We start from the raw sequence: 19,733 nt of genomic DNA, 5'->3' as shown, positions 1-19,733 counted from the left end.
CGGCATCTCCGAGCATTGTTGTGATTTTAAGGAGTGAGGCGAATCTAACCGAGCCAGGACCGGCGCGATATTCGTCATTGGCAAACGCCGTCTTAGGCGACGGCGAATGAGAGGCCGCCCCGGGTGCGTGGGCCCGGGGCGGCTGTAAGGCTTACGGCTGGTTGGCGGCTTGCGCGGCTTCGATCACATCACTGCCGATCTCGGCCTCGAACTTCTTCCACGCCGGGCGCACGGCGTCACGCCAGACGGCACGCTGCTCGGGCGTCAGGGTGATGATCTCGCTCTTGCCGGTGGCGACGATGGCCTGGCGCGCTTCGGTATTCAGCGCCTCTGCCTGCTTGTTCACCTCGACGGTCACCTCGTCGACGATCTGTTCCAGTTCGCTGCGGATATCCGCCGGCAGGCCGTTCCAGAACCGGGTGTTGGTGATCAGCAGATAGTTGCCGATGGCATGGTTGGACTCGGTCATGTACTTCTGCACCTCGAAGTACTTCTGCGAGTAGATGTTCGACCAGGGGTTGTCCTGGGCGTTGACCACGCCGGTCTGCAGGCCCTGGTAGATCTCGGCGAAGGCCATCTTGCGCGGCACCGCGCGCAGGGCGCTGTACTGCGCGGCCTGCAGGTCGGACGGTTGCACGCGGAATTTCTGCCCACGGGCATGGGCCGGCTCCACCAGCGGCTTGTTGGCGGTGAGCTGACGCATGCCGTTGAGCCAGTAGGCCAGGCCGGTGATGCCCTTGCTCTCCATCGACTTGAGCAGCGCCTTGCCCTTGTCCGAAGACTGGAAGCGCTGCGCGGCGGCGACGTCATCGAACAGGAACATCATGTCGAACAGCTGCAGCTGCTTGGTGTACTGCTCCAGCTTGGACGGTGCCGGCGCCAGCATCTGTACTTCGTTGAGCAGCAGGGCTTCCATTTCCTTGCCATCGCCATACAGCGAGGAGTTGGCGTAGACGTCGACCTTGACCTTGCCGGCCAGGCGCTCCTCCACCAGTTTCTTGAACAGCAGCGCGCCCTGGCCCTTCGGCGTACTGTCGGCGGTGATATGGGAAAACTTGATCAAGATCGGATCGGCTGCGTGTGCCGAGAGTGCGCCAAGCAGTGCGCAACCGGCGAGCACACCGGCCAGGCCACGACGGACGAAAGAAAACTTCATGGAAAGCTCCTGTTGTTTTTGTCTGAGCGTCAAGGGAGAACCCCCTTCGATTGGCCCGGACTCTACTGCGCCCTTCCACAAGCTGAAATTCACATTTGGACAACTGAGCCTTCGGCATTCACGAAGGCAGCGTAGAACCCTCCCTTGCCGCGCCACTGTTTCTCAGGTGATCGAGCATCTGCTTCGCGGTCAGCGAAAGGTTGTCCTGATTGCGCACCGCCACCTTGAGCTCACGCCGGGCCCAGGGATCGTGCAGCGGGATCACCCGCACATCCAGCGCCGGCAAATAGGTACGCACCGCCAGGTCCGGCAACACACCGACGCCCATGCCGGTGTGGATCATCCGGCAGATGGCTTCGAAGCTGCGCACCTGGATGCGCAGGCGCAAGGCCACGCCCTGGCTGTGCGCCGAGTGCTGTAGCAGGCCGTGCAAGGACGCGTCCTGCTGCAGGCCGATGAAGTCGTAGCCCACCGCCTCGCGCAGGAACAGGCCGTCGCGTTCGGCCAGCGGATGCTCACGCGGAGTGACCAGCACCAGTTGGTCATGACGGTAAGTGAACACCTGCAGGTCCTCGGCCGGCACGTGGCCGGCGAAGATGCCGATATCGGTCAACCCCTCTCGCACGGCGCGGATGGTCTCGCTGCTGACGCGCTCCTCCAGGTCGATCTTCACCTGCGGGTGCAGGCGGCTGAAGCTGGCCAGATCCTCGGGCAGAAACTCGATCACCGCCGAGGTGTTGGCGTGGATGCGCACATGGCCTTTGACGCCTTCGCTGAATTCGCTGAGGTCGGCATTGAGCTGTTCGAGGTTGTCCATCATGTTGCGCGCGTGGTGCAGCAGCGCGTGGCCGGCCGGGGTCAGCTCGACGCCCTTGGGCTGGCGATAGAGCAACGCGATGCCGAGCTGGTTTTCCAGGTCGCTGACGCGCTTGCTTACCGCTGCCAGGGCCAGATGCTCGCGTTCGGCAGCGCGAGTCAGGCTGCGCTCGTCGGCAATGGCCACGAACAGCTTGAGGGTGACGAAATCGATGCGGCGCATGAGGGTCTCCATTTCGTGTCTGGCGAAGTGAAACTGCCAGATACCTGATTAACAGCATGCCACTTCGCGATACGCGAAGCCTAGCTTGGCCATTGGGCAATTGTCGGCACCGCTGCGCTGCGCCATTCTGCGCACCACGAGAAACGCACAGGCAAATCAGGTGCAGCCATGACTCAGAGCAATAACAGCAACATGGCCCTGCAGGGGCTCAAGGTGATCGAGATGGGTCAGCTCATCGCCGGTCCCTTCGCCAGCAAACTGCTCGGCGAATTCGGCGCCGAGGTGATCAAGATCGAACCGCCGGGCGTCGGCGATCCGCTGCGCAAATGGCGCAAGATCAAGGACGGCACCTCGCTCTGGTGGCACGTGCAGTCGCGCAACAAGCGCTCGCTGACCCTCGACCTGAAGCAGGCCGAAGCGCAGGACATCGTCCGTCGCCTGGTGAGTGAGGCCGACGTGCTGGTGGAGAACTTCCGTCCCGGCACGCTGGAAGGCTGGGGTCTGAGCTACGAAGCGCTGAAGGCAATCAACCCGCGCCTGATCATGCTGCGCATCTCCGGCTACGGGCAGACCGGCCCCTACCGCGATCTGCCCGGTTTCGGCGTGATCGGCGAAGCCATGGGCGGCCTGCGCCACCTCTCTGGCTACCCCGGCCAGGCGCCGGTGCGCGTCGGCATCAGCATCGGTGACTCGCTGTCATCGCTGTACGGCGTGATCGGCGTGCTGCTGGCCCTGCAGGAGCGTGCGCGCAGCGGCGAAGGCCAGGAAATCGACGTGGCGCTTTACGAGTCGGTGTTCGCCATGATGGAAAGCCTGATCCCCGAATACGACGCCTTCGGCTACGTCCGCGAGCCGGCCGGCAGCGCCCTGCCCGGCATCACGCCGTCCAACTCCTACCCCTGTAACGACGGCAGCTACGTGCTGATCGCCGGCAATGGCGACAGCATCTACAAGCGCCTGATGAGCCTGATCGGCCGCGACGACCTGGGCAACGACCCGCGCCTGGCGCAGAACGACGGGCGCAGCCAGCACGCCGAGCTGATCGACGGTGCCATCGCCGAATGGACCGCGCAGCGCGGCCGCGATGAAGTGATCGAAGCGCTCAAGGGCGCGCGCGTACCGGCCGGCTATCCCTACACCGCCGCCGACATCGTGCAGGACCCGCACTACCTGGCGCGGCAGATGATCGAGCAGGTGCAGACCAGTGTCGGTCCGCTCAAGGTACCGGGCGTGCTGCCCAAGCTGAGCCGTACACCGGGCCGTATCGGCACCGGCGGCCCGCAGTTGGGCGAGCACAACGACGACATCCTCGCCGGCCTCGGCCTGAGCGCGGAACAGGTCGCCGGCCTGCGCGAGCGCGGCATCATCTAGCCAGATGGCTGCAGATCGTTCCCACGCGGACGGTTCGACGCCTCGACGTGGGAACGATCAAGAACGACCGATAGCTCCCACGCTCAGGACGCTCTGCGTCGGCCCCTAACAACAGCCGACGCAGAGCGTCGCAAGATGGATTCCCACGCAGAGCGTGAGGAACGATCAACAACCAGGATCACACCATGAACAAACGCCTCTACATCCAGGACGTCGCCACCCGCGACGGCTTCCAGATCGAAGCGGCCTTCGTGCCCACCGCAGACAAGATCGCCCTGATCGACCGCCTGTCCCGCACCGGCCTGGCCAAGATCGAGGTGACTTCCTTCACCTCGCCCAAGGCCATCCCCAACCTGCGCGATGCCGAAGAGGTGATGCGCGGCATTCAGCGCGTGGCCGGCGTCGAGTACACCGTGCTGGTACCCAACGTGAAGGGCTGCGAACGCGCGCTGTCGTGCGAAGTGGACGAGATCAACCTGGTAATGTCCGCCAGCGACACCCACGGCCTGGCCAACCTGCGCATGACGCCAGAGCAGTCGCTGGCGCAGTTTCGCGAGATCATCGAGGTCAGCCGCGGCAGCGACGTATTCATCAATGCCTCGCTATCGACCACCTTCGGCTGCCCCTTCGAGGGCGAGGTGCCCGAGGCCCGCGTATATGAGCTGACCGAGCGTCTGCTGGAGATCGGCGTGCAGGGCGTGACCCTGTGCGACACCACCGGCATGGCCGACCCGGCGCAGGTCGAGCGCATCTGCCGCGAAGCCCTGCTGCGCTGGCCCGAGGCGGTATTCACCGCGCACTTCCACAACACCCGTGGTATGGGCCTGGCCAACGCCCTGGCGGCACTGAATGCCGGTATCGACCGCTTCGACGCCTCACTCGGCGGCCTCGGCGGCTGCCCCTATGCACCGGGCGCCAGCGGCAATATCTGCACCGAAGACCTGGTGCACATGTTCCAGCGCATGGGCCTGGACACCGGCGTGAACCTCGATGCCCTGCTCGATGCTGCCGCTTCCCTGCCCGGCCTGATCGGCCACGAGGTGCCAGGCGCCATCCTCAAGGCGGGCAAAGCGGATCGCCGCTATCCCAAGCCGAAGTGGATGCAGGAAGCGGGACTGTAAGGTCTGGTACCGGCGATGGCGTGATTGGTGCGCGCGGTGCACCCTACGTAACGGGCGGCTTTAGCCATACCCAATCGCCTGACCCAAAAGGCCAGGCCCTTCCGATATTGTGGAAGGGGCTTTAGCCGCGACGCCCTCATCCGACACGAACACGCCCGGCACAAGCCGGGCGTTTTCATTCAGGGTAAGCGCTCAGCCCTGGTTGGACTTCTCCGCCGCCTGGATCAGCTCGGCGCCGATCTCCTTCTCGAACTTCTGCCACACCGGGCGCATCGCCTCACGCCATTCGGCGCGCTGCTCTGGAGTCAGTTCGATGATCTCGGTGGTGCCGGCCTTGGCGATATCCTGCTTGGCCGTGCGGTTGAGGTCGTCAGCCTGTTTGTTCACCTCGACGGAAACCTCGGCCATGATCGTTTCCAGCTCGGCACGCACGTCATCCGGCAGACCCTTCCAGAATGTGGTGTTGGTGATCACCATGTAGTCGATCAGGCCATGGTCGGAGTCGGTCATGTACTTCTGCACCTCGTGCACCTTCTGGCTGTAGTAGTTCGACCAGGTGTTCTCGGTGCCGTTGACCACGCCCGTCTGCAGACCCTGATAAACCTCGGCGAAGCTCATCTTGCGCGGGTTGGCGCGCACCGCCTTGAACTGCTCTTCCAGTACAGCGGAAGCCTGCACGCGGAATTTCAGGCCACGGGCATCGGCCGGATCGCGCAGCGGCTTGTTGGCCGACATCACCTTCAGCCCGTTGTGCCAGTAGGCCAGGCCGGTGATGTTCTTGTCTTCCATGGAGGTCAGCAGAGCACGCCCCTCAGGGCTGGCCTGGAAGCGATCGACCGCGGCCATGTCGTCGAACAGAAACGGCAGGTCGAAGATCTGCACCGACTTGGCGTACTGCTCGAACTTGGCCAGCGACGGCGCCAGCATCTGCACGTCGCCAAGCAGCAACGCCTCCATTTCCTTGCCATCGCCGAACAGCGAGGAGTTGGGGTAGACCTCCACCTTCACACGGCCTGGCAGGCGCTCTTCAGCCAGTTGCTTGAACAGCAACGCCCCCTGGCCCTTGGGCGTATTGTCCGCCACCACATGGGCGAACTTGATGAGGATGGGTTCCTCGGCAGCCTGGACCAGGCCGGCACAGGACAGGATGGCGGCGCAGGCGAGCGCCTTGGCGGTGAGTTTGAACATGACGTTACCTCATTGTTTTTGTAGGTCGGTACGTGGGACAAAATGGCCGGTGACGCGCAGCCACCGGCCGGTTTTCAGGGAAGCTTCTCCCCCGCCCGCTGCAGCAGGCGACGAGCGCGACCGAGCACAGGTGCGTCGACCATCTGGCCGTCCACCACGAAGACGCCTTCGCCGCTGCTGGCCGCCGCCATGACGCGACGTGCCCAGGCCAATTCCTGGTCCGCCGGGCGCAAGGCGTCGTGGACGATCGCCACCTGGGTCGGGTGGATGCAGAGCAAACCATCGAAGCCCATGTCGCGCGCATCGCGCGTCGTACGGGCCAGACCGTCGCGGTCCTCGATGGCGGGAAATACGCTGTCCAGCGGCGCTGCCAGGCCGGCTGTGCGCGAATGCAGCAGCAAGGCATAACGAGCCTGATCGAGAATGCGTTCGGCCGCTGCGCTGCCGCTGCTCAGGCCAAGGTCCAGGCCCAGGTCGAGGGCGCCGAAGGACAGGCGCTCGACGCCTTCGCCGTGGGCGATTTCCGCCAGCGCCAGCAACCCCGCCGCACTCTCGATGATCGGCCACACCGGCTTGCCACAGGCCGCCACCCGCGCCACCTGCGCAGCGCTTTCTACCTTGGGTAGCAACACGCCAACGACACCGGCATGACGGCCGCACAGCTCGATATCGGCGTCGTGCCCGGCGTGCTCCGGTGCGTTGATGCGCACCAGCAGCCGTGCTTCAGGATTGGTCGCCAGGAAGGCATCGAGATTGGCCCGCGCCTCGATCTTGAGGCTCTCCTGCACGGCGTCTTCCAGGTCGACGATGACCGCATCGGCACCGACGGCGAGCGCCTTGGGAATACGCTCAGGGCGACTCGCCGGCACGAACAGGGCGCTGCGAATGATCGGATTGCTCATGATCTGTCCTCATCAAACGCGGGCGTTTGCGCTGCGCGGTTGGCAAGCGACTGGTGGACGAAAAAAGCGTCGTCCACCCTACGTAGCGACTTGCGGCGCGTAGCCCGGATGAAATCCGGGAGCGGTCTGATGGCAGCCAAGAAATTCCCGGATTGCATCCGGGCTACGGCCGGACTCATACGGCCCCCTGCTGATGCAGGCGCTGGATGTCACCGGCGGCGTAGCCCAGCTCGGCGAGCAGTGCATCGGTGTGCTGGCCCAGCGCCGGGATGGCGTCCATGCGCGGTTCGAAGGCGCTGTTGCGCCCTGGCGGCAGCAGCGCCGGCAGGCTGCCGCTGGGGCTGTCGACCTGGCGCCAGCGCTGCCGCGCTTGAAGTTGCGGATGGGCCCAGACGCCAGCCATGTCGTTGACCTGGGCATTGGCGATCTGCGCCTGCTCCAGGCGCTCGATGACCTGCGCCGCGCTCATGCGCGAGAAGGCCTCGACGATGAGGGCGCGCAGCTCACCGCGATTGGCCGAGCGTTTGGAGTTGGCGCAAAAGCGCTCGTCGCTGGCCAGCGTCGGCTGCTCCAGCACCTTGTCGCAGAACGCCGCCCATTCGCGCTCGTTCTGCAGGCCGAGCATCACCGTGCCGCCGTCACCAGCCGGGAACGGGCCGTAGGGATAGATGGTCGAGTGTGCGGCACCGGCACGCGATGGCGGCGTGGCGCCGTCGTAGGCGTAGTACAGCGGGTAACCCATCCATTCCACCAGGCTTTCCAGCATCGACACGTCGACGCGGCTGCCGACACCGGTCTTGCCGCGCAGCATCAGGGCCGAAAGCACACCGGTGTAGGCATACATGCCAGCGGCGATATCAGCGATGGAGCAGCCGGCCTTGGCCATCTCCTCCTCGCCCGGCCCACCCGTAACAGAGAGAAAGCCGCCCTCGCTCTGGATCAGCAGGTCGTAGGCTTTCTTCTGCTCGTACGGGCCGCCCTCGCCGTAGCCGGAGATGTCGCAGACGATCAGCTTGGGAAAGCGTTCGTGCAGCGCCTCGAACGACAGGCCCATGCGCGCGGCGGCGCCCGGTGCCAGGTTCTGTACCAGCACGTCGGCACTGGCCAGCAGGCTGCCGAGCACCTGCATCGCATCGTCCTGCTTGAGGTCGAGGGTCAGGCTTTCCTTGGAGCGGTTGGTCCAGACGAAATGCGAGGCCAGGCCGCTGACCCGCTCGTCGTAGCCACGGGCAAAGTCACCGCTGCCGGGGCGTTCGACCTTGATCACCCGTGCGCCGAGGTCGGCGAGTTGGCGGGTGCAGAACGGCGCGGCGATGGCGTGCTCCAGGCTGACCACGGTGATGCCATCCAGTGGTCGCGGTTGTGGTGTGTCGTTCATGTGCAGATCCCTGATCCGTAGGGTGGATCGCGCTTCATCGATCCACCGGAAAATCGAAGCTCGCCGTCAGGCCAGCTGGCTCAAGTCAGCCGTCTCGCGCAGGCGCCAGACCCGCTCGATCAGCACACCCGCCTCATCGCTGCTGCGCTTGCCGGCGAAGGCAAGCAGGCGGCGAAACTTGTCTTCCAGCTCGGCGCGGCTGAGGGTGTTGCCGGGGTCGCCCTTGGGCTCGTCGATGGCGCCACGCAGAGTGCGGCCATCGGTAGTGATCACCTCGACGCGGCCCAGCCAGCGCTGCGGGTAGGCCACATCCACCTCGGGGTCGAGGCGCATCAGCACCTTGTCACGGAAGGCGGCCACCGCTGGGTCCTGCAACGCCAGGTTGGCGAACTCGGTCAGTTGCGCGCCGCCATGCACGGCGATCAGACCGAGCACGGTGCCCATGGAGAACTTGGCCTGGTGCACCGTCCGCGGCACCTCCACGCGGCCGAGTACATCGATGGCGCCCTGATGCACACGGGCGATGACGCGCTCGATCTGCTCGTGACGCAGGCCCTCGCGCTGCATCAGATCGAGCAGCGCGTCAGCCGCCGGGTGGGTATGACGGCAGGAAGCGTGGAACTTGAACGAGGTCTCCACCAGCGCCCAGCGCCGGCCGAGACGATCCGACAGCTTGCTCGGGTCGGCATCGCGCGACATGCCAGCGGCCATGCCCTGCTCGCCCTCGAGAATGTTCTGCGCGCCGGTCAGGCCCTGCTCGGTGAAGTACGCCGCCAGCAAACCATCGGCCGCCGCTTTGGCCGTATGCAGTTGCTTGGAGTCGGCGGCATCGCGCAGGAACTCCCACAGCCCGGCGGCCTGGGTGCCGGCATTGCCAAGTAGATGGATGAACTGCTGCTGATCGAAATCCAGCAGCTTGCCCACGGCCACCGCAGCGGCCAAGGTGCCGACCGTCGCCGTAGTGTGAAAGATGCGGTAGTGCGAGCGACCAAGGAATTCGCCGATGCGGATACCCGCCTCGTAGCCGGCCACCGACGCCAGCAGCAGTTCACGGCCAGACTTGCCGAGGTCCTGCGCGGCCGCCAGGGCCGCCGGGAATACCACGGTGGCCGGATGCAGCACCGAGCTGTTGTGCAGGTCGTCCTGCTCCACCAGGTGCGAAGAAGCGCCGTTGACCAGCGCGGCGAAGTACGCCGAGGTGCCGCGACCGTTGACCAGGATGCGCGCCGGGCCATCGGCCGGGCCCATCTTCTGCGCGTAGGCCTCGAACAGCGGAATCGGCCGCGCGCCCTCGCTGGCCAGTGCCGAGCCCAGCCAGTCGAGGAACAGGTCTTCGGTGCGATCCAGCACGTGCTCGGGAATCTGCTCGTAGGACAGTTTGGCGAGAAATCCAGCCAATGCCTGGGTGTGCTGACTCATCTTGATGCTCTCCAATTCGTCGGGCGGAAAACCGCGATGCGTCTTCCGTCATGCAGGTAGTGGATGTAAAAGCGACAGCTACGCGCCCGCTCCACCCTACGTTTACAGTCAGAACGAACGCGGCAGCTCGAGCAGGTGCTCGGCCACGTAGCTCAGAATCAGGTTGGTGGAGATCGGCGCGACCTGGTACAGGCGGGTTTCGCGGAACTTGCGCTCGACGTCGTATTCGTTGGCGAAGCCGAAGCCACCGTGGGTCTGCAGGCAGGCGTTGGCCGCCTCCCAGCTGGCCTTGGCCGCCAGGTACTTGGCCATGTTGGCGGCGGCACCGGCATTGCGCCCGGCGTCGTATTCCTCGCAGGCGCGCCAGCGCATCAGGTCGGCGGCCTCGATCTCGATGTGCGCCTCGGCGATGGGGAACTGCACGCCCTGGTTCTGTCCGATGGGGCGGCCGAACACCACACGATCACGGGCGTACTGCGCGGACTTCTCGATGAACCAGCGGCCATCGCCGATGCACTCGGCGGCGATCAGCGTGCGCTCGGCATTGAGGCCGTCGAGGATGTAGCGGAACCCCTTGCCCTCTTCGCCGATCAGGCTGCTGGCGGGAATTTCCAGGTTGTCGAAGAACAGCTCGTTGGTCTCGTGGTTGACCATGTTGGCAATCGGCTGCACGGTCAGACCGTTGCCAATGGCTTCGCGCAGATCGACCAGGAAGATCGACATGCCTTCTGACTTGCGTTGCACCTCGGCCAGTGGCGTGGTGCGCGCCAGCAGGATCATCAGGTCGGAATGCTGGACGCGCGAGATCCATACCTTCTGGCCGTTGATCACGTACCTGTCGCCACGGCGCACGGCGGTAGTCTTGATCTTGGTGGTGTCGGTGCCGGTGGTCGGCTCGGTGACGCCCATCGACTGCAGGCGCAGTTCGCCGCTGGCCAGCTTGGGCAGGTAGTAGCGCTTCTGCTCCTCGCTGCCGTTACGCAGCAGGGTGAACATGTTGTACATCTGCCCGTGGATGGTGCCGGAGTTGCCACCGCAGTGGTTGACCTCCTCGAGGATCACCGACGCCTCGGCCAGGCCCAGGCCCGAACCGCCGTATTCCTCCGGGATCATCGCCGACAGCCAGCCGGCCTCGGTCATGGCGCTGACGAAGGCTTCCGGGAACCCTTTCTCCTCATCGATCTTGCGCCAGTATTCGGCGGGAAATTCCGCACACAGGGCGCGCACGCCTTCGCGGATGGCATTGAGTTCTTCGTTGTTGTAGGCGTTCATCACAGTTCCTCGGTAAGCCGTAGCCCGGATGCAATCCGGGAGCGATTTCCCGGATTGCATCCGGGCTACACAATCAGTCGAATTGCACCTCGGCGCGCTGCGCCAGGCCGGCCTCGTTGCCCGCCCAGAGTTCGGCCAGGCCCTCGCCGCTGATACGCCCACCAACCTCGAACGGCTGCGGCGCAATCAGCGGGCGCAGGCCGCGATAGGCGAAACGGCGCAGGCGCACCTGCGGGTTGGCGCGGCAGAAGGCGCGCAGGTTCAGGGTGGCAATCAGCGGGCCGTGCACCACCAGGCCGCTGTAGCCTTCGGTTTCGGTGACATAGGGCCAGTCGTAATGGATGCGGTGACCGTTGAAGGTCACTGCGCTGTAGCGAAACAGCAGGGTGCTGGACGGCGTGACCGCCTCGCGCCAGTCACCAGCGACCAGCGGCTCGCCACTGCTGGCCTTGGGCGGGCTGGGCTCGCGGTAGACGATGTCCTGCTCCTCGCGGATGGCCAACTGGCCGTCCTGCAGGTAGTCGTGCTGCACGGTGACGAACAGCAGCGCGCCAGTGCGGCCGTGTTTCTCCTCGATGTGCTTGATGGTCGATACCCGACTGGCTTCGCCGCCCACGCGCAGTGGCTGGATGAACTCGATACGGCCGCCGGCCCACATGCGATTGCGGTTGTCGGCCGGCGGCAGGAAGCCACCGCGCGCCGGATGGCCGTCTTCGCCCAGGCCGCTCTCGGCGACCGGCTCCTGGAAGAACGCCCAATGCCACAGCGGCGGCAGCGCCTCGCCATGGGCCGGCGTGACTTCGCCAAAGGTAGCCGCGATGCGCTTGACCAGATTGCGACTGAGTTGGTCGTGAACTTCTTCGCGACGACCGATCCAGGCGGAAAAAGCAGAATCACTCATGGGGCAGGTTCCAGCTCGGTTCTTGTGTGAGCTGGAGCATGCGACGCCGCTTGCGTTCAGAGAATCCGCATTTATTTAAACCAGCGTTCGGTTATGCTGAACACACTACGCCCATTCGCACCTGTGGGAGGGCTTCAGCCGCGAGCTTTTCGTCATGACGCAAAACTGTCGCGGCTGAAACGGATCACCCCCCCGGCGTCCATACCTGCACCGAGACCACCATGCACTTCGATCTGCCCGACCTGCGCCTGTTCATCCATATCGCCGAGTCGCCCAGCCTGACCCAGGGCGCGCGCAAGGCATTCCTTTCGCCGGCCGCTGCCAGCGCGCGGATCAAGGCACTGGAAGGTCAGCTCGGCAGCCGCCTGCTGTACCGCGACAGCCGTGGTGTCGAGCTGACCCCGGCCGGTCAGCGCCTGCTGCAGCATGCGCGGCTGATCATGCGCCAGGTGGATTATCTGAAGAGTGAATTCACCGAATACGGCACCGACGCCGCCGGGCATATGCGCATCTTCGCCAACACCACGGCAGTGACCGAGTTCCTCCCCGAGGTGCTGGCCGGTTTTCTCGCCGAACGCCCCGGCGTCACCGTCGACCTGCAGGAGCGCCTGAGCCGCGACATCGTGCGTGGCGTACTCGATGGCGCGGCGGATCTGGGTATCATCGCCGGCCCGGTGCAGGCACCCGGTCTGCAGGTACTGCACTTCAGCACCGACCGCCTGGTGTTGGCCGTGCCGCTGGGTCATGCCCTGGCGCAGCGGCAGACGGTCAGCCTCGCCGACACCCTCGCCTACCAGCACATCGGCCTGCACGAGGGCAGCACCCTGCTGAGCTTCCTGCGCGAACAGGTGGAGAAACTCGGCGGCAACCTGGCCTTGCGTATCCAGGTCTCGAGCTTCGAGGCGATCTGCCGGATGATCGAAGGCGGCGTCGGCATCGGCATCATCCCCGAGTCGGCCGCACGTCGGCACAGCCGCACCATGCAGTTGGCCATCCTGCAGCTGGACGAAGCCTGGGCGGTGCGCGAACGCAGCATGCTGGTGCGTGAGCTGGATGCGCTGCCAGGCAGCGTGCGCGCGCTGATCGACCGGCTGAACCAGGGTGTATAGCGCCAGGCGAAATCACGGATAAAAAAAAGGGCGACCAATTTGGTCGCCCGCCCATTCAAGGCATTCCTCGAAAGGAATGCGGAAACGCTTGCACCCAAATCACGCAGGATGATCGGGACGGCCTCAGTGTCGCCGTAGCCCCTTGCCCTGCCTATTGCACCAAGGTCGTAGGGCACCCGTCACAGGGCAGGCCATACTCCCGCGACGCCTTTTTGGCCCTGGAGGCACGCATGAACCCGGAGTACCTCGCCCTGCTGCAGCAGGCACCCGCCAGCACTCATGTCGATGACACCTGGGCCCGACTCTGTTGCGAACAGGCCCTGCTGGCGCTTGAGGAAGGCTGTTATGCGGTCGGCGCATTGCTGGTGGATGACGCAGGTGAGCTGTTGTGCAGCGGTCGGAATCAAGTTTTTGCTGCGGCGTACAGCAGCGCCGCTCACGCCGAGATGCAGGTGCTCGACCAGCTCGAAGCCGAGCACGCCCAGATCGACCGGGGGCGCCTGACGCTTTATGTCAGCCTCGAACCGTGCCTGATGTGCTACGGCCGTATCCTGCTGGCCGGCATCACTCGCGTGCGCTACCTGGCGCGCGACCGCGATGGCGGCTTCGCCTTGCGCCACGGGCGCCTGCCTCCGGCCTGGGCCAACCTCGCCTCCGGCCTTTCAGTGGTTCGGGCTACGGCCGATACCTACTGGCTGCATCTCGCCGAGCAGGTCATCGTCGGCCTGCAAGACCGCCGATCCATGCGCGAGCGCGTGGTCGCAGCCTGGCGCGGCGGGCGTCGAGCGTAGGGTGCGCCGTGCGCACCGAAAATTGCAGACGTAAGGTGCGCCATGCGCACCGAGAACGGCGGGCATCCACCAGGGCCAACGGAGCATTGGTGCGCGCGGCGCACCCTACTCCTTGCCCAGGCCGTGCTGCCGCAACTTGTTGGCGATGGTGGTATGGGAAACACCGAGGCGCTTGCCTAACTGGCGGCTGCTGGGATGGTCGTGGAACAGCCGCTCCAGCACCGCCTTCTCGAAGCGTCCGAGGATATCGTCGAGGCTGCCTTCCACCGAAAACTCGCCCAAGGGCTGCGGCGCGCCGTAGTCCGGCAGGCGGATGTGCTCGGCCTTCACGGTACCGCCATCGCACAACGAAACCGCCTGGAACAGCACGTTCTCCAGTTGCCGTACGTTGCCCGGCCAGTGGTAATGGGCCATGCGCTCGAAGGCCTGCGGCGCCAGTTTCGGCAGCGCACAACCGATCTGCCGACTGGCGGAATCGAGAAAGTGCTCGACCAGCGGCGCCAGGCCGTCGAGGCATTCGCGCAGCGGCGGGATGTGCAGGCTGAGCACGTTGAGGCGGTGGTAGAGGTCCTGGCGAAACTCGCCATGGGCGCAGAGCTCGGACAGATCGACCTGGGTGGCGCAGATCACCCGCACGTCCAGGTACACCTCCTCGTCGCTGCCCACCCGGCGGAAGCAGCCATCCTGCAGAAAGCGCAGCAACTTGGCCTGCAGACGCGGGCTCATCTCGCCAACGCCGTCGAGAAACAGCGTGCCGCCCGCCGTCAGTTCGAGCAGACCAAGCTTGCCTTCTGGTCGCGCCCCTTCGAAGGCGCCGGGGCCGTAGCCGAACAGCTCGGTCTCGGCCATGGATTCCGGGAGGCCGGCGCAATTGAGCGCCATGAACGGCGACTGCCCACGCGGACTGGCCAGGTGGCAGGCGCGCGCCAGCAGTTCCTTGCCGGTGCCGGTTTCGCCTTCGATCAGCAGCGGTGCATCCAGCGGCGCCATGCGCCGCGCTTCCTTGACCACCGCCGCCATTACTCTGGAGCTCTGAAAAATCGAGTCGAAGCCGCGCAGCTCCTGCTTGCGCACATGGTAGATGCGCTCACCGACGCGATCGGCGCGGTGCAGGGTCAGCACGGCGCCAGCCAGTGCTTCGCTGTCGTCGTGTTCATTCTGCAACGGTGCAATATCGGCGAGGAACACATCGCCCTTGATCTTCACCCGCAGCCCGTTGATCCGCGTCTTGTTGGCGCGCACCAGTTCGGGCAGGTCGAAATCCTCGGCATAGCGCGACAGCGCCATGCCCGGCACCTCGTCCACCCGCACGCCGAGCAACTGCGCGGCGCTGCGGTTGGCGGCGACGATGCTACCGGCCATGTCGATGGACAACACGGGGAAATCCAGCGCACCGAGCAGCGCATTGAGCTCCAGATGACGTCGTTCGCTGGGCATCAGCCCCACGCGCTTGACGCCGAAAACGCCGGCAATGGCTTCGAACTTCGGCCGTAGCGACTGGAACTGCAGATTGATCAGGTTCGGGCAATGCAGGTAGATGGCGTTGCCCTGCTCGCCACCGACTTCGCCACGGGCAACGTTGATGCCGTAGTCGACCAGCAGGTTGAGGATGTCACGCAGGATGCCGACACGGTTCTGGCAGTGGACCTTGATACGCATGGCTCGGGCTCTTGTTAGACGCCATCCACGGCCTGCTGCGCGTCGGCGCTACTGCGTTAAAAACGAGCTCGGAATGCTCATGTACAAAAGTACACTCCGCTTCCTCTCTCGTTTTCGCCTTGTATCGCTCTAGCTCGCGAGGCCGTGAACAGCGTCTTGATCTTGTTGTTGTGGCCGCCGAGTCGCACAAATCGACAATGGCGGCATTATTTCCGTCAAGAATATGTGACAGCAAAACCAACCAGCAAGCTGGAAAACCGCCATTTCGGCAAAACCGTAATCAAAATTTTACAGTTTCTGAGCGCAATGCCGGGCAGCGCTGCTCATGGGCACCCTTTCATCCCGAACAATCGGCGGCATGCTCTGGTCAAGACAAGAACAACAGCCCCCTCAAGGAGGCAGCGATGAAGAGTACGCAGTACCTGGCCCGGGACCCGGACGAAAGTGGCTTTATCCATTACCCGGAAAGCGAACATCAGGTGTGGAACACCCTGATCACTCGTCAGCTGGACGTGATTCAGAACCGCGCCTGCCAGGAATACCTGGACGGCATCGAGCAGCTCGGCCTGCCGCTGGAGCGCATCCCGCAGCTCGCCGAGATCAACCGGGTGCTCGAAGCCACCACTGGTTGGCGCGTCGCGCGAGTGCCGGCGCTGATCCCCTTCCAGACCTTCTTCGAGCTGCTGGCCAGCAAGCAGTTTCCCGTCGCCACCTTCATCCGCACGTTTGAGGAGCTGGACTACCTGCAGGAACCGGATATCTTCCACGAGATCTTCGGGCACTGCCCGATGCTGACCAACCCCTGGTTCGCCGAGTTCACCCATACCTACGGCAAGCTGGGCCTCAAGGCCACGAAAGAGCAGCGCGTTTACCTGGCGCGGCTGTACTGGCTGACCATCGAGTTCGGCCTGCTCGACACCCCGGCCGGCCGGCGCATCTACGGCGGTGGCATCCTCTCGTCGCCGAAGGAAACCCTCTACGCCCTGTCCGACGCCCCCGAGCACCAGGCGTTCGATGCGCTGGAGGCGATGCGCACACCGTATCGCATCGATATCCTGCAACCGGTGTACTTCGTCCTGCCCGAGCTCAAGCGCCTGTTCGAGCTGGCTCATGAAGACATCATGGCGCTGGTGCATCAGGCCATGCAGTTGGGCCTGCACGCACCGAAGTTTCCGCCGAAAGCGGCGTAACCTTTTAGCTCCCCTCGCCCATTTATGGGAGAGGGTTCGGGGGAGAGGGTAGAAGCTATCAGCGCCCTCTCCCCAACCCTCTCCCGCTAGCGGGAGAGGGAGCTGTTCGCTATCCCTTACCTTCTATGCTCTGACCTCGAATACTCAAGGAGCCTGAAATGACCAGCCTTGCCCAAGCCCAATGCGAAGCCTGCCGCGCCGATGCGCCGAAAGTATCCGATGAAGAACTGGCCGAGCTGATCCGCGAGATCCCCGACTGGAACATCGAGGTACGCGGCGACCACATGGAGCTGGAGCGCGTGTACCTGTTCAAGAACTTCCGCCATGCCCTGGCCTTCACCAATGCGATTGGTGCCATCGCCGAGGAAGTCGGCCACCACCCGGCCCTGCTCACCGAATGGGGCAAGGTCACCGTCACCTGGTGGAGCCACGAAATGCGCGGCCTGCACCGCAACGACTTCATCATGGCCGCGCGCACCGATGTGCTGGCTGCCAGCGCCGAGGGCCGCAAGTGAGCCATTTCGCCCAGGTCGCCCGCGTGCCGGGCGACCCCATCCTCAGCCTGATGGAAGCCTATCGCCTCGACAGCAACCCGGCGCGCCTGGACCTCGGCGTCGGGGTCTACAAGGACGCCCAGGGCCTGACGTCAATCCCACGTGCTGTGAAGCTGGCCGAGCAGCGCCTGATCGATATCGAGCAGACCAAGACCTACATCGGTGGTCACGGCGACGCGGCGTTCGGCACGCTGCAGAGCCAACTGGTGCTGGGCGCTGACTCGGCCCTGCTCGCCGCGCAGCGTGCCGGCGCGACGCAAACGCCAGGTGGCACCGGCGCCCTGCGCCTGGCGGGTGATTTCATCCGCCATTGCCTGCCGGGGCGCGGTATCTGGCTGAGCGATCCGACCTGGCCGATCCATGAAACCCTGTTCGCCGAAGCCGGGCTCAAGGTCGGTCACTACCCCTACGTCGGCGCCGACAATCGCCTCGACGTGGAGGCCATGATCGCCGCCCTCACCCACCTGCCCAAAGGCGACGTGGTGCTGTTGCATGCCTGCTGCCACAACCCCACCGGCTTCGACCTCACCCCGCGCGACTTCAAGCGTGTGCTGGAAGTGGTGAAGGCGCGTGAACTGCTGCCGCTGATCGACTTCGCCTACCAGGGCTTCGGTGATGGCCTGGAGCAGGACGCCTGGGCCTTGCGCCTGTTCGCCGCCGAACTGCCGGAGCTGCTGATCACCAGTTCCTGCTCGAAGAACTTCGGCCTTTACCGCGAACGCACCGGCGCGCTGATCGTCTGCGCCAGCGACGCCGAAAAGCTCGTCGACATCCGTAGCCAGCTGGCGTCCATTGCCCGCAACCTGTGGTCGACGCCACCGGCCCATGGCGCCGCCGTGGTGGCGCAGATTCTCGGCGACGAAGAACTCAGGGCGCTGTGGCTGGACGAGCTGGAAAGCATGCGCCTGCGCGTCGCCAGCCTGCGTCACGGCCTGGTCGAGGCGCTGGCACCGCATGGCCTGAGCGAGCGCTTCGCGCACATAGCCGAGCAACGCGGCATGTTCTCCTACACCGGCCTGTCGCCGCTGCAGGTGCAACGCCTGCGCGAGGAATTCAGCGTGTACATGGTCGGCAGTGGTCGCGCCAACGTCGCCGGGCTGGACGCCAGCCGACTGGATCAGTTGGCCGACGCCATCGCCCGGGTCTGCGTGAACTGAGTCCGCAGGCGGTAGTCTCAAAGACCGCCGCCTGCCCACTTCACGGCTATAGTGCGGTCATCGCCATTCACGACGGATTCGCCAATGGCCGTACCCAGCAACATCCTGTTTCGCGCCTACCAGCGCATCATCCACAGCCTGGCCTTCTACCCGACGCTGATCGCCATCGGCTTCTTCCTGCTGTGCCTGCTGACCATGGCCATCGAATACCAGCCCTGGATGATGGCGCTCAAGGGGCATTTCGATCTTGGCCTGGTGCGCAACGCCGACAACGCCAGGTTGATTCTCGGCACCCTGGTGGCCGGCATTCTGTCGCTGATGGTGTTCAGCTTCTCGATGGTCATGGTGGTGCTCAACAACGCTGCCGCGTCCCTTTCGCCACGGGTGATTCCAGGGTTGATCAGCAGCAAGGGCCACCAGAAAACCCTGGGCATCTACCTCGGCAGCATCCTCTACGCACTGCTGCTGATCACCACCATCGAACAGGGCAACAGCGACCGTGTGCCGAGCCTCGGCGTGCTGATCACCCTGGTGCAGGGCATCACCTGCCTGGGTCTGTTCGTGCACTTCATCCGGTCGATCTCGCAGTCGATTCAGGTCGAGCACATCCTCAGCAACCTCTACAACGCCAGCCTGGCAAAGCTCGATGCCTGCAGCGGCGGCCCGGCCTCGCGCGACGCCGCGCCACAGTGGCCGGACGACAGCGGCTGGGTCACCGTCAATGCGCAGCGCAACGGCTACCTCAAGGAACTCAACGTCAAAGAGGTCAACACGCTGCTGCGTCGCCATCAGGTACGCATGACGGTACTCGCCCACCGTGGTTTCTTCGTCAGCGAGGGTCATCCGCTGTTTCGCCTGGAACGCCCGCTGGACGAGGACGTCTGCCAGCAACTGCTGGACTGCTTCGACTTCTTCATCGAAGAGTACGCCAGCAGCCATTACTTCTTCGGTTGCCGGCAGATGTCGGAAATTGCCGTGAAGGCACTGAGCCCCGGCATCAACGATCCGGGCACGGCGATCAAGACGGTGGATCTGCTCAGCGTGCTGCTGAGTCGGCGCTTGGCGCTGTCCGAGCGAGACTTCGCCAGCCTGCCTGACGAGCCACCCCGGCTGTGCTACCAGGAACTGTCGCTGGACCAGTTGTTGCTGCAACTGCTGGGGCCGATACGCGCCTACGGTGCGGCGGATGTCAGCGTACTGGTCAGCCTGCTGCAGGCCTTCAAGAACCTGCTGTATCGCCCCGCCAGCACGCAGCAACGCGCCGACCTGCTGCGTCACGCGCGCAGCGTGCGCGATACCGCCGGGCGCCATCTGACCGAGCGTCGCGAGCGCGAGGAAATCAACGATTTCATCGCGCGCCTCAACCGCACGTTACAGGACTCGGAGCAGCCGCTGGCGCCCCTGCAAATCGCGACGGAGGCACCATGATGGTGCCAAGTTTGCCGCCAAAATTTTGCATGACCGTTCATCAGTAAAAATAACCTTTAAAAATCAAACAGATATAAACCGATCACAAAAAACATGGC

Annotated in this window: 17 protein-coding genes; 8 read left to right on the top strand and 9 right to left on the bottom strand. The window is 64.5% G+C overall.

The genetic code is table 11. The annotated features are described in order from the left end of the window. Positions 1-151: 151 nt before the first annotated feature. Together H3221_RS24375 and H3221_RS24370 are read right to left on the bottom strand one after the other, a co-directional pair. The gene (locus tag H3221_RS24375) at positions 152-1,156 is read right to left on the bottom strand and encodes a DctP family TRAP transporter solute-binding subunit (RefSeq protein ID WP_196476937.1); all 1,005 of its coding nucleotides are present in this window, start codon (positions 1,154-1,156) and stop codon (positions 152-154) included. A 118-nt stretch (positions 1,157-1,274) separates the two neighbouring features. Then, positions 1,275-2,195 (bottom strand): LysR family transcriptional regulator, encoded by a 921-nt coding sequence (locus tag H3221_RS24370; protein ID WP_196476936.1) that lies wholly within the window; start codon positions 2,193-2,195, stop codon positions 1,275-1,277. A 168-nt stretch (positions 2,196-2,363) separates the two neighbouring features. Between H3221_RS24370 and H3221_RS24365 the strand changes: the two genes are divergently transcribed. Then, complete coding sequence (locus H3221_RS24365) at positions 2,364-3,566, top strand: CaiB/BaiF CoA transferase family protein (protein ID WP_196476935.1); 1,203 nt, start codon at positions 2,364-2,366, stop codon at positions 3,564-3,566. Positions 3,567-3,751: 185 nt separating this feature from the next. After that, positions 3,752-4,687 carry a hydroxymethylglutaryl-CoA lyase gene (locus H3221_RS24360; protein WP_196476934.1) on the top strand — a complete coding sequence of 312 codons (936 nt, stop codon included), beginning with the start codon at positions 3,752-3,754 and terminating at the stop codon, positions 4,685-4,687. A gap of 192 nt (positions 4,688-4,879) precedes the next feature. Here H3221_RS24360 and H3221_RS24355 read toward each other — a convergent pair whose 3' ends face one another. The 6 genes from H3221_RS24355 to H3221_RS24330 form a co-directional block, all read right to left on the bottom strand. Next, positions 4,880-5,875 (bottom strand): TRAP transporter substrate-binding protein, encoded by a 996-nt coding sequence (locus H3221_RS24355; protein ID WP_196476933.1) that lies wholly within the window; start codon positions 5,873-5,875, stop codon positions 4,880-4,882. A 74-nt stretch (positions 5,876-5,949) separates the two neighbouring features. Beyond that, positions 5,950-6,777, bottom strand: a complete 828-nt coding sequence (locus H3221_RS24350; protein ID WP_196476932.1) for an HpcH/HpaI aldolase/citrate lyase family protein — start codon at positions 6,775-6,777, stop codon at positions 5,950-5,952. 175 nt (positions 6,778-6,952) lie between these two features. After that, positions 6,953-8,155: a CaiB/BaiF CoA transferase family protein gene (locus tag H3221_RS24345; RefSeq protein ID WP_196476931.1), complete on the bottom strand. Its 1,203-nt coding sequence runs from the start codon at positions 8,153-8,155 to the stop codon at positions 6,953-6,955. Between the two features lie 66 nt (positions 8,156-8,221). After that, positions 8,222-9,574 (bottom strand): MmgE/PrpD family protein, encoded by a 1,353-nt coding sequence (locus H3221_RS24340; protein WP_196476930.1) that lies wholly within the window; start codon positions 9,572-9,574, stop codon positions 8,222-8,224. A 108-nt stretch (positions 9,575-9,682) separates the two neighbouring features. Continuing rightward, positions 9,683-10,846: an acyl-CoA dehydrogenase family protein gene (locus tag H3221_RS24335; protein ID WP_196476929.1), complete on the bottom strand. Its 1,164-nt coding sequence runs from the start codon at positions 10,844-10,846 to the stop codon at positions 9,683-9,685. Positions 10,847-10,919: 73 nt separating this feature from the next. Then, entirely contained in the window at positions 10,920-11,747 is an 828-nt protein-coding gene (locus H3221_RS24330) for an FAS1-like dehydratase domain-containing protein (protein WP_196476928.1), read from the bottom strand. Between the two features lie 221 nt (positions 11,748-11,968). Here H3221_RS24330 and H3221_RS24325 point away from each other — a divergent pair, with 221 nt between their 5' ends. Both H3221_RS24325 and H3221_RS24320 read left to right on the top strand, forming a co-directional pair. After that, positions 11,969-12,856 carry a LysR family transcriptional regulator gene (locus tag H3221_RS24325; RefSeq protein ID WP_196476927.1) on the top strand — a complete coding sequence of 296 codons (888 nt, stop codon included), beginning with the start codon at positions 11,969-11,971 and terminating at the stop codon, positions 12,854-12,856. A gap of 230 nt (positions 12,857-13,086) precedes the next feature. After that, positions 13,087-13,647 carry a nucleoside deaminase gene (locus H3221_RS24320; protein ID WP_196476926.1) on the top strand — a complete coding sequence of 187 codons (561 nt, stop codon included), beginning with the start codon at positions 13,087-13,089 and terminating at the stop codon, positions 13,645-13,647. Between the two features lie 105 nt (positions 13,648-13,752). On the opposite strand, the gene H3221_RS24315 is transcribed toward H3221_RS24320, so the two are convergent. Beyond that, positions 13,753-15,306, bottom strand: a complete 1,554-nt coding sequence (locus H3221_RS24315) for a sigma-54-dependent transcriptional regulator (protein ID WP_196476925.1) — start codon at positions 15,304-15,306, stop codon at positions 13,753-13,755. A 404-nt stretch (positions 15,307-15,710) separates the two neighbouring features. Here H3221_RS24315 and phhA point away from each other — a divergent pair, with 404 nt between their 5' ends. The 4 genes from phhA to H3221_RS24295 all read left to right on the top strand — a co-directional run bounded on the left by phhA (position 15,711) and on the right by H3221_RS24295 (position 19,635). Further along, a complete protein-coding gene (gene phhA, locus H3221_RS24310) occupies positions 15,711-16,496 on the top strand; it encodes a phenylalanine 4-monooxygenase (protein ID WP_196476924.1) in 786 nt (261 codons plus the stop codon). A 158-nt stretch (positions 16,497-16,654) separates the two neighbouring features. Further along, a complete protein-coding gene (locus H3221_RS24305; RefSeq protein ID WP_196476923.1) occupies positions 16,655-17,011 on the top strand; it encodes a 4a-hydroxytetrahydrobiopterin dehydratase in 357 nt (118 codons plus the stop codon). Then, positions 17,008-18,207 (top strand): amino acid aminotransferase, encoded by a 1,200-nt coding sequence (locus H3221_RS24300; protein WP_196476922.1) that lies wholly within the window; start codon positions 17,008-17,010, stop codon positions 18,205-18,207. The genes H3221_RS24305 and H3221_RS24300 overlap by 4 nt, the downstream gene beginning before the upstream one ends. Positions 18,208-18,291: 84 nt before the next feature. Then, on the top strand, positions 18,292-19,635 hold the full coding sequence (locus H3221_RS24295) for a DUF2254 domain-containing protein (protein WP_196476921.1): 1,344 nt from the start codon (positions 18,292-18,294) through the stop codon (positions 19,633-19,635). The last annotated feature ends 98 nt before the right edge of the window (positions 19,636-19,733 follow it).

Origin of the sequence: Pseudomonas chaetocerotis (assembly GCF_015712105.2) — a bacterium.
Taxonomy (GTDB): Bacteria; Pseudomonadota; Gammaproteobacteria; order Pseudomonadales; family Pseudomonadaceae; genus Aquipseudomonas; species Aquipseudomonas chaetocerotis.
This window is presented reverse-complemented; position numbering and strand designations above follow the sequence as displayed.

What these genes read in the sequence shown, in the direction of transcription:
- H3221_RS24375 (WP_196476937.1), bottom strand. Translation starts at nt 1,156, where the DNA reads ATGAAGTTTTCTTTCGTCCGTCGTGGCCTGGCCGGTGTGCTCGCCGGT.
- H3221_RS24370 (WP_196476936.1), bottom strand. Translation starts at nt 2,195, where the DNA reads ATGCGCCGCATCGATTTCGTCACCCTCAAGCTGTTCGTGGCCATTGCC.
- H3221_RS24365 (WP_196476935.1), top strand. Translation starts at nt 2,364, where the DNA reads ATGACTCAGAGCAATAACAGCAACATGGCCCTGCAGGGGCTCAAGGTG.
- H3221_RS24360 (WP_196476934.1), top strand. Translation starts at nt 3,752, where the DNA reads ATGAACAAACGCCTCTACATCCAGGACGTCGCCACCCGCGACGGCTTC.
- H3221_RS24355 (WP_196476933.1), bottom strand. Translation starts at nt 5,875, where the DNA reads ATGTTCAAACTCACCGCCAAGGCGCTCGCCTGCGCCGCCATCCTGTCC.
- H3221_RS24350 (WP_196476932.1), bottom strand. Translation starts at nt 6,777, where the DNA reads ATGAGCAATCCGATCATTCGCAGCGCCCTGTTCGTGCCGGCGAGTCGC.
- H3221_RS24345 (WP_196476931.1), bottom strand. Translation starts at nt 8,155, where the DNA reads ATGAACGACACACCACAACCGCGACCACTGGATGGCATCACCGTGGTC.
- H3221_RS24340 (WP_196476930.1), bottom strand. Translation starts at nt 9,574, where the DNA reads ATGAGTCAGCACACCCAGGCATTGGCTGGATTTCTCGCCAAACTGTCC.
- H3221_RS24335 (WP_196476929.1), bottom strand. Translation starts at nt 10,846, where the DNA reads ATGAACGCCTACAACAACGAAGAACTCAATGCCATCCGCGAAGGCGTG.
- H3221_RS24330 (WP_196476928.1), bottom strand. Translation starts at nt 11,747, where the DNA reads ATGAGTGATTCTGCTTTTTCCGCCTGGATCGGTCGTCGCGAAGAAGTT.
- H3221_RS24325 (WP_196476927.1), top strand. Translation starts at nt 11,969, where the DNA reads ATGCACTTCGATCTGCCCGACCTGCGCCTGTTCATCCATATCGCCGAG.
- H3221_RS24320 (WP_196476926.1), top strand. Translation starts at nt 13,087, where the DNA reads ATGAACCCGGAGTACCTCGCCCTGCTGCAGCAGGCACCCGCCAGCACT.
- H3221_RS24315 (WP_196476925.1), bottom strand. Translation starts at nt 15,306, where the DNA reads ATGCGTATCAAGGTCCACTGCCAGAACCGTGTCGGCATCCTGCGTGAC.
- phhA (WP_196476924.1), top strand. Translation starts at nt 15,711, where the DNA reads ATGAAGAGTACGCAGTACCTGGCCCGGGACCCGGACGAAAGTGGCTTT.
- H3221_RS24305 (WP_196476923.1), top strand. Translation starts at nt 16,655, where the DNA reads ATGACCAGCCTTGCCCAAGCCCAATGCGAAGCCTGCCGCGCCGATGCG.
- H3221_RS24295 (WP_196476921.1), top strand. Translation starts at nt 18,292, where the DNA reads ATGGCCGTACCCAGCAACATCCTGTTTCGCGCCTACCAGCGCATCATC.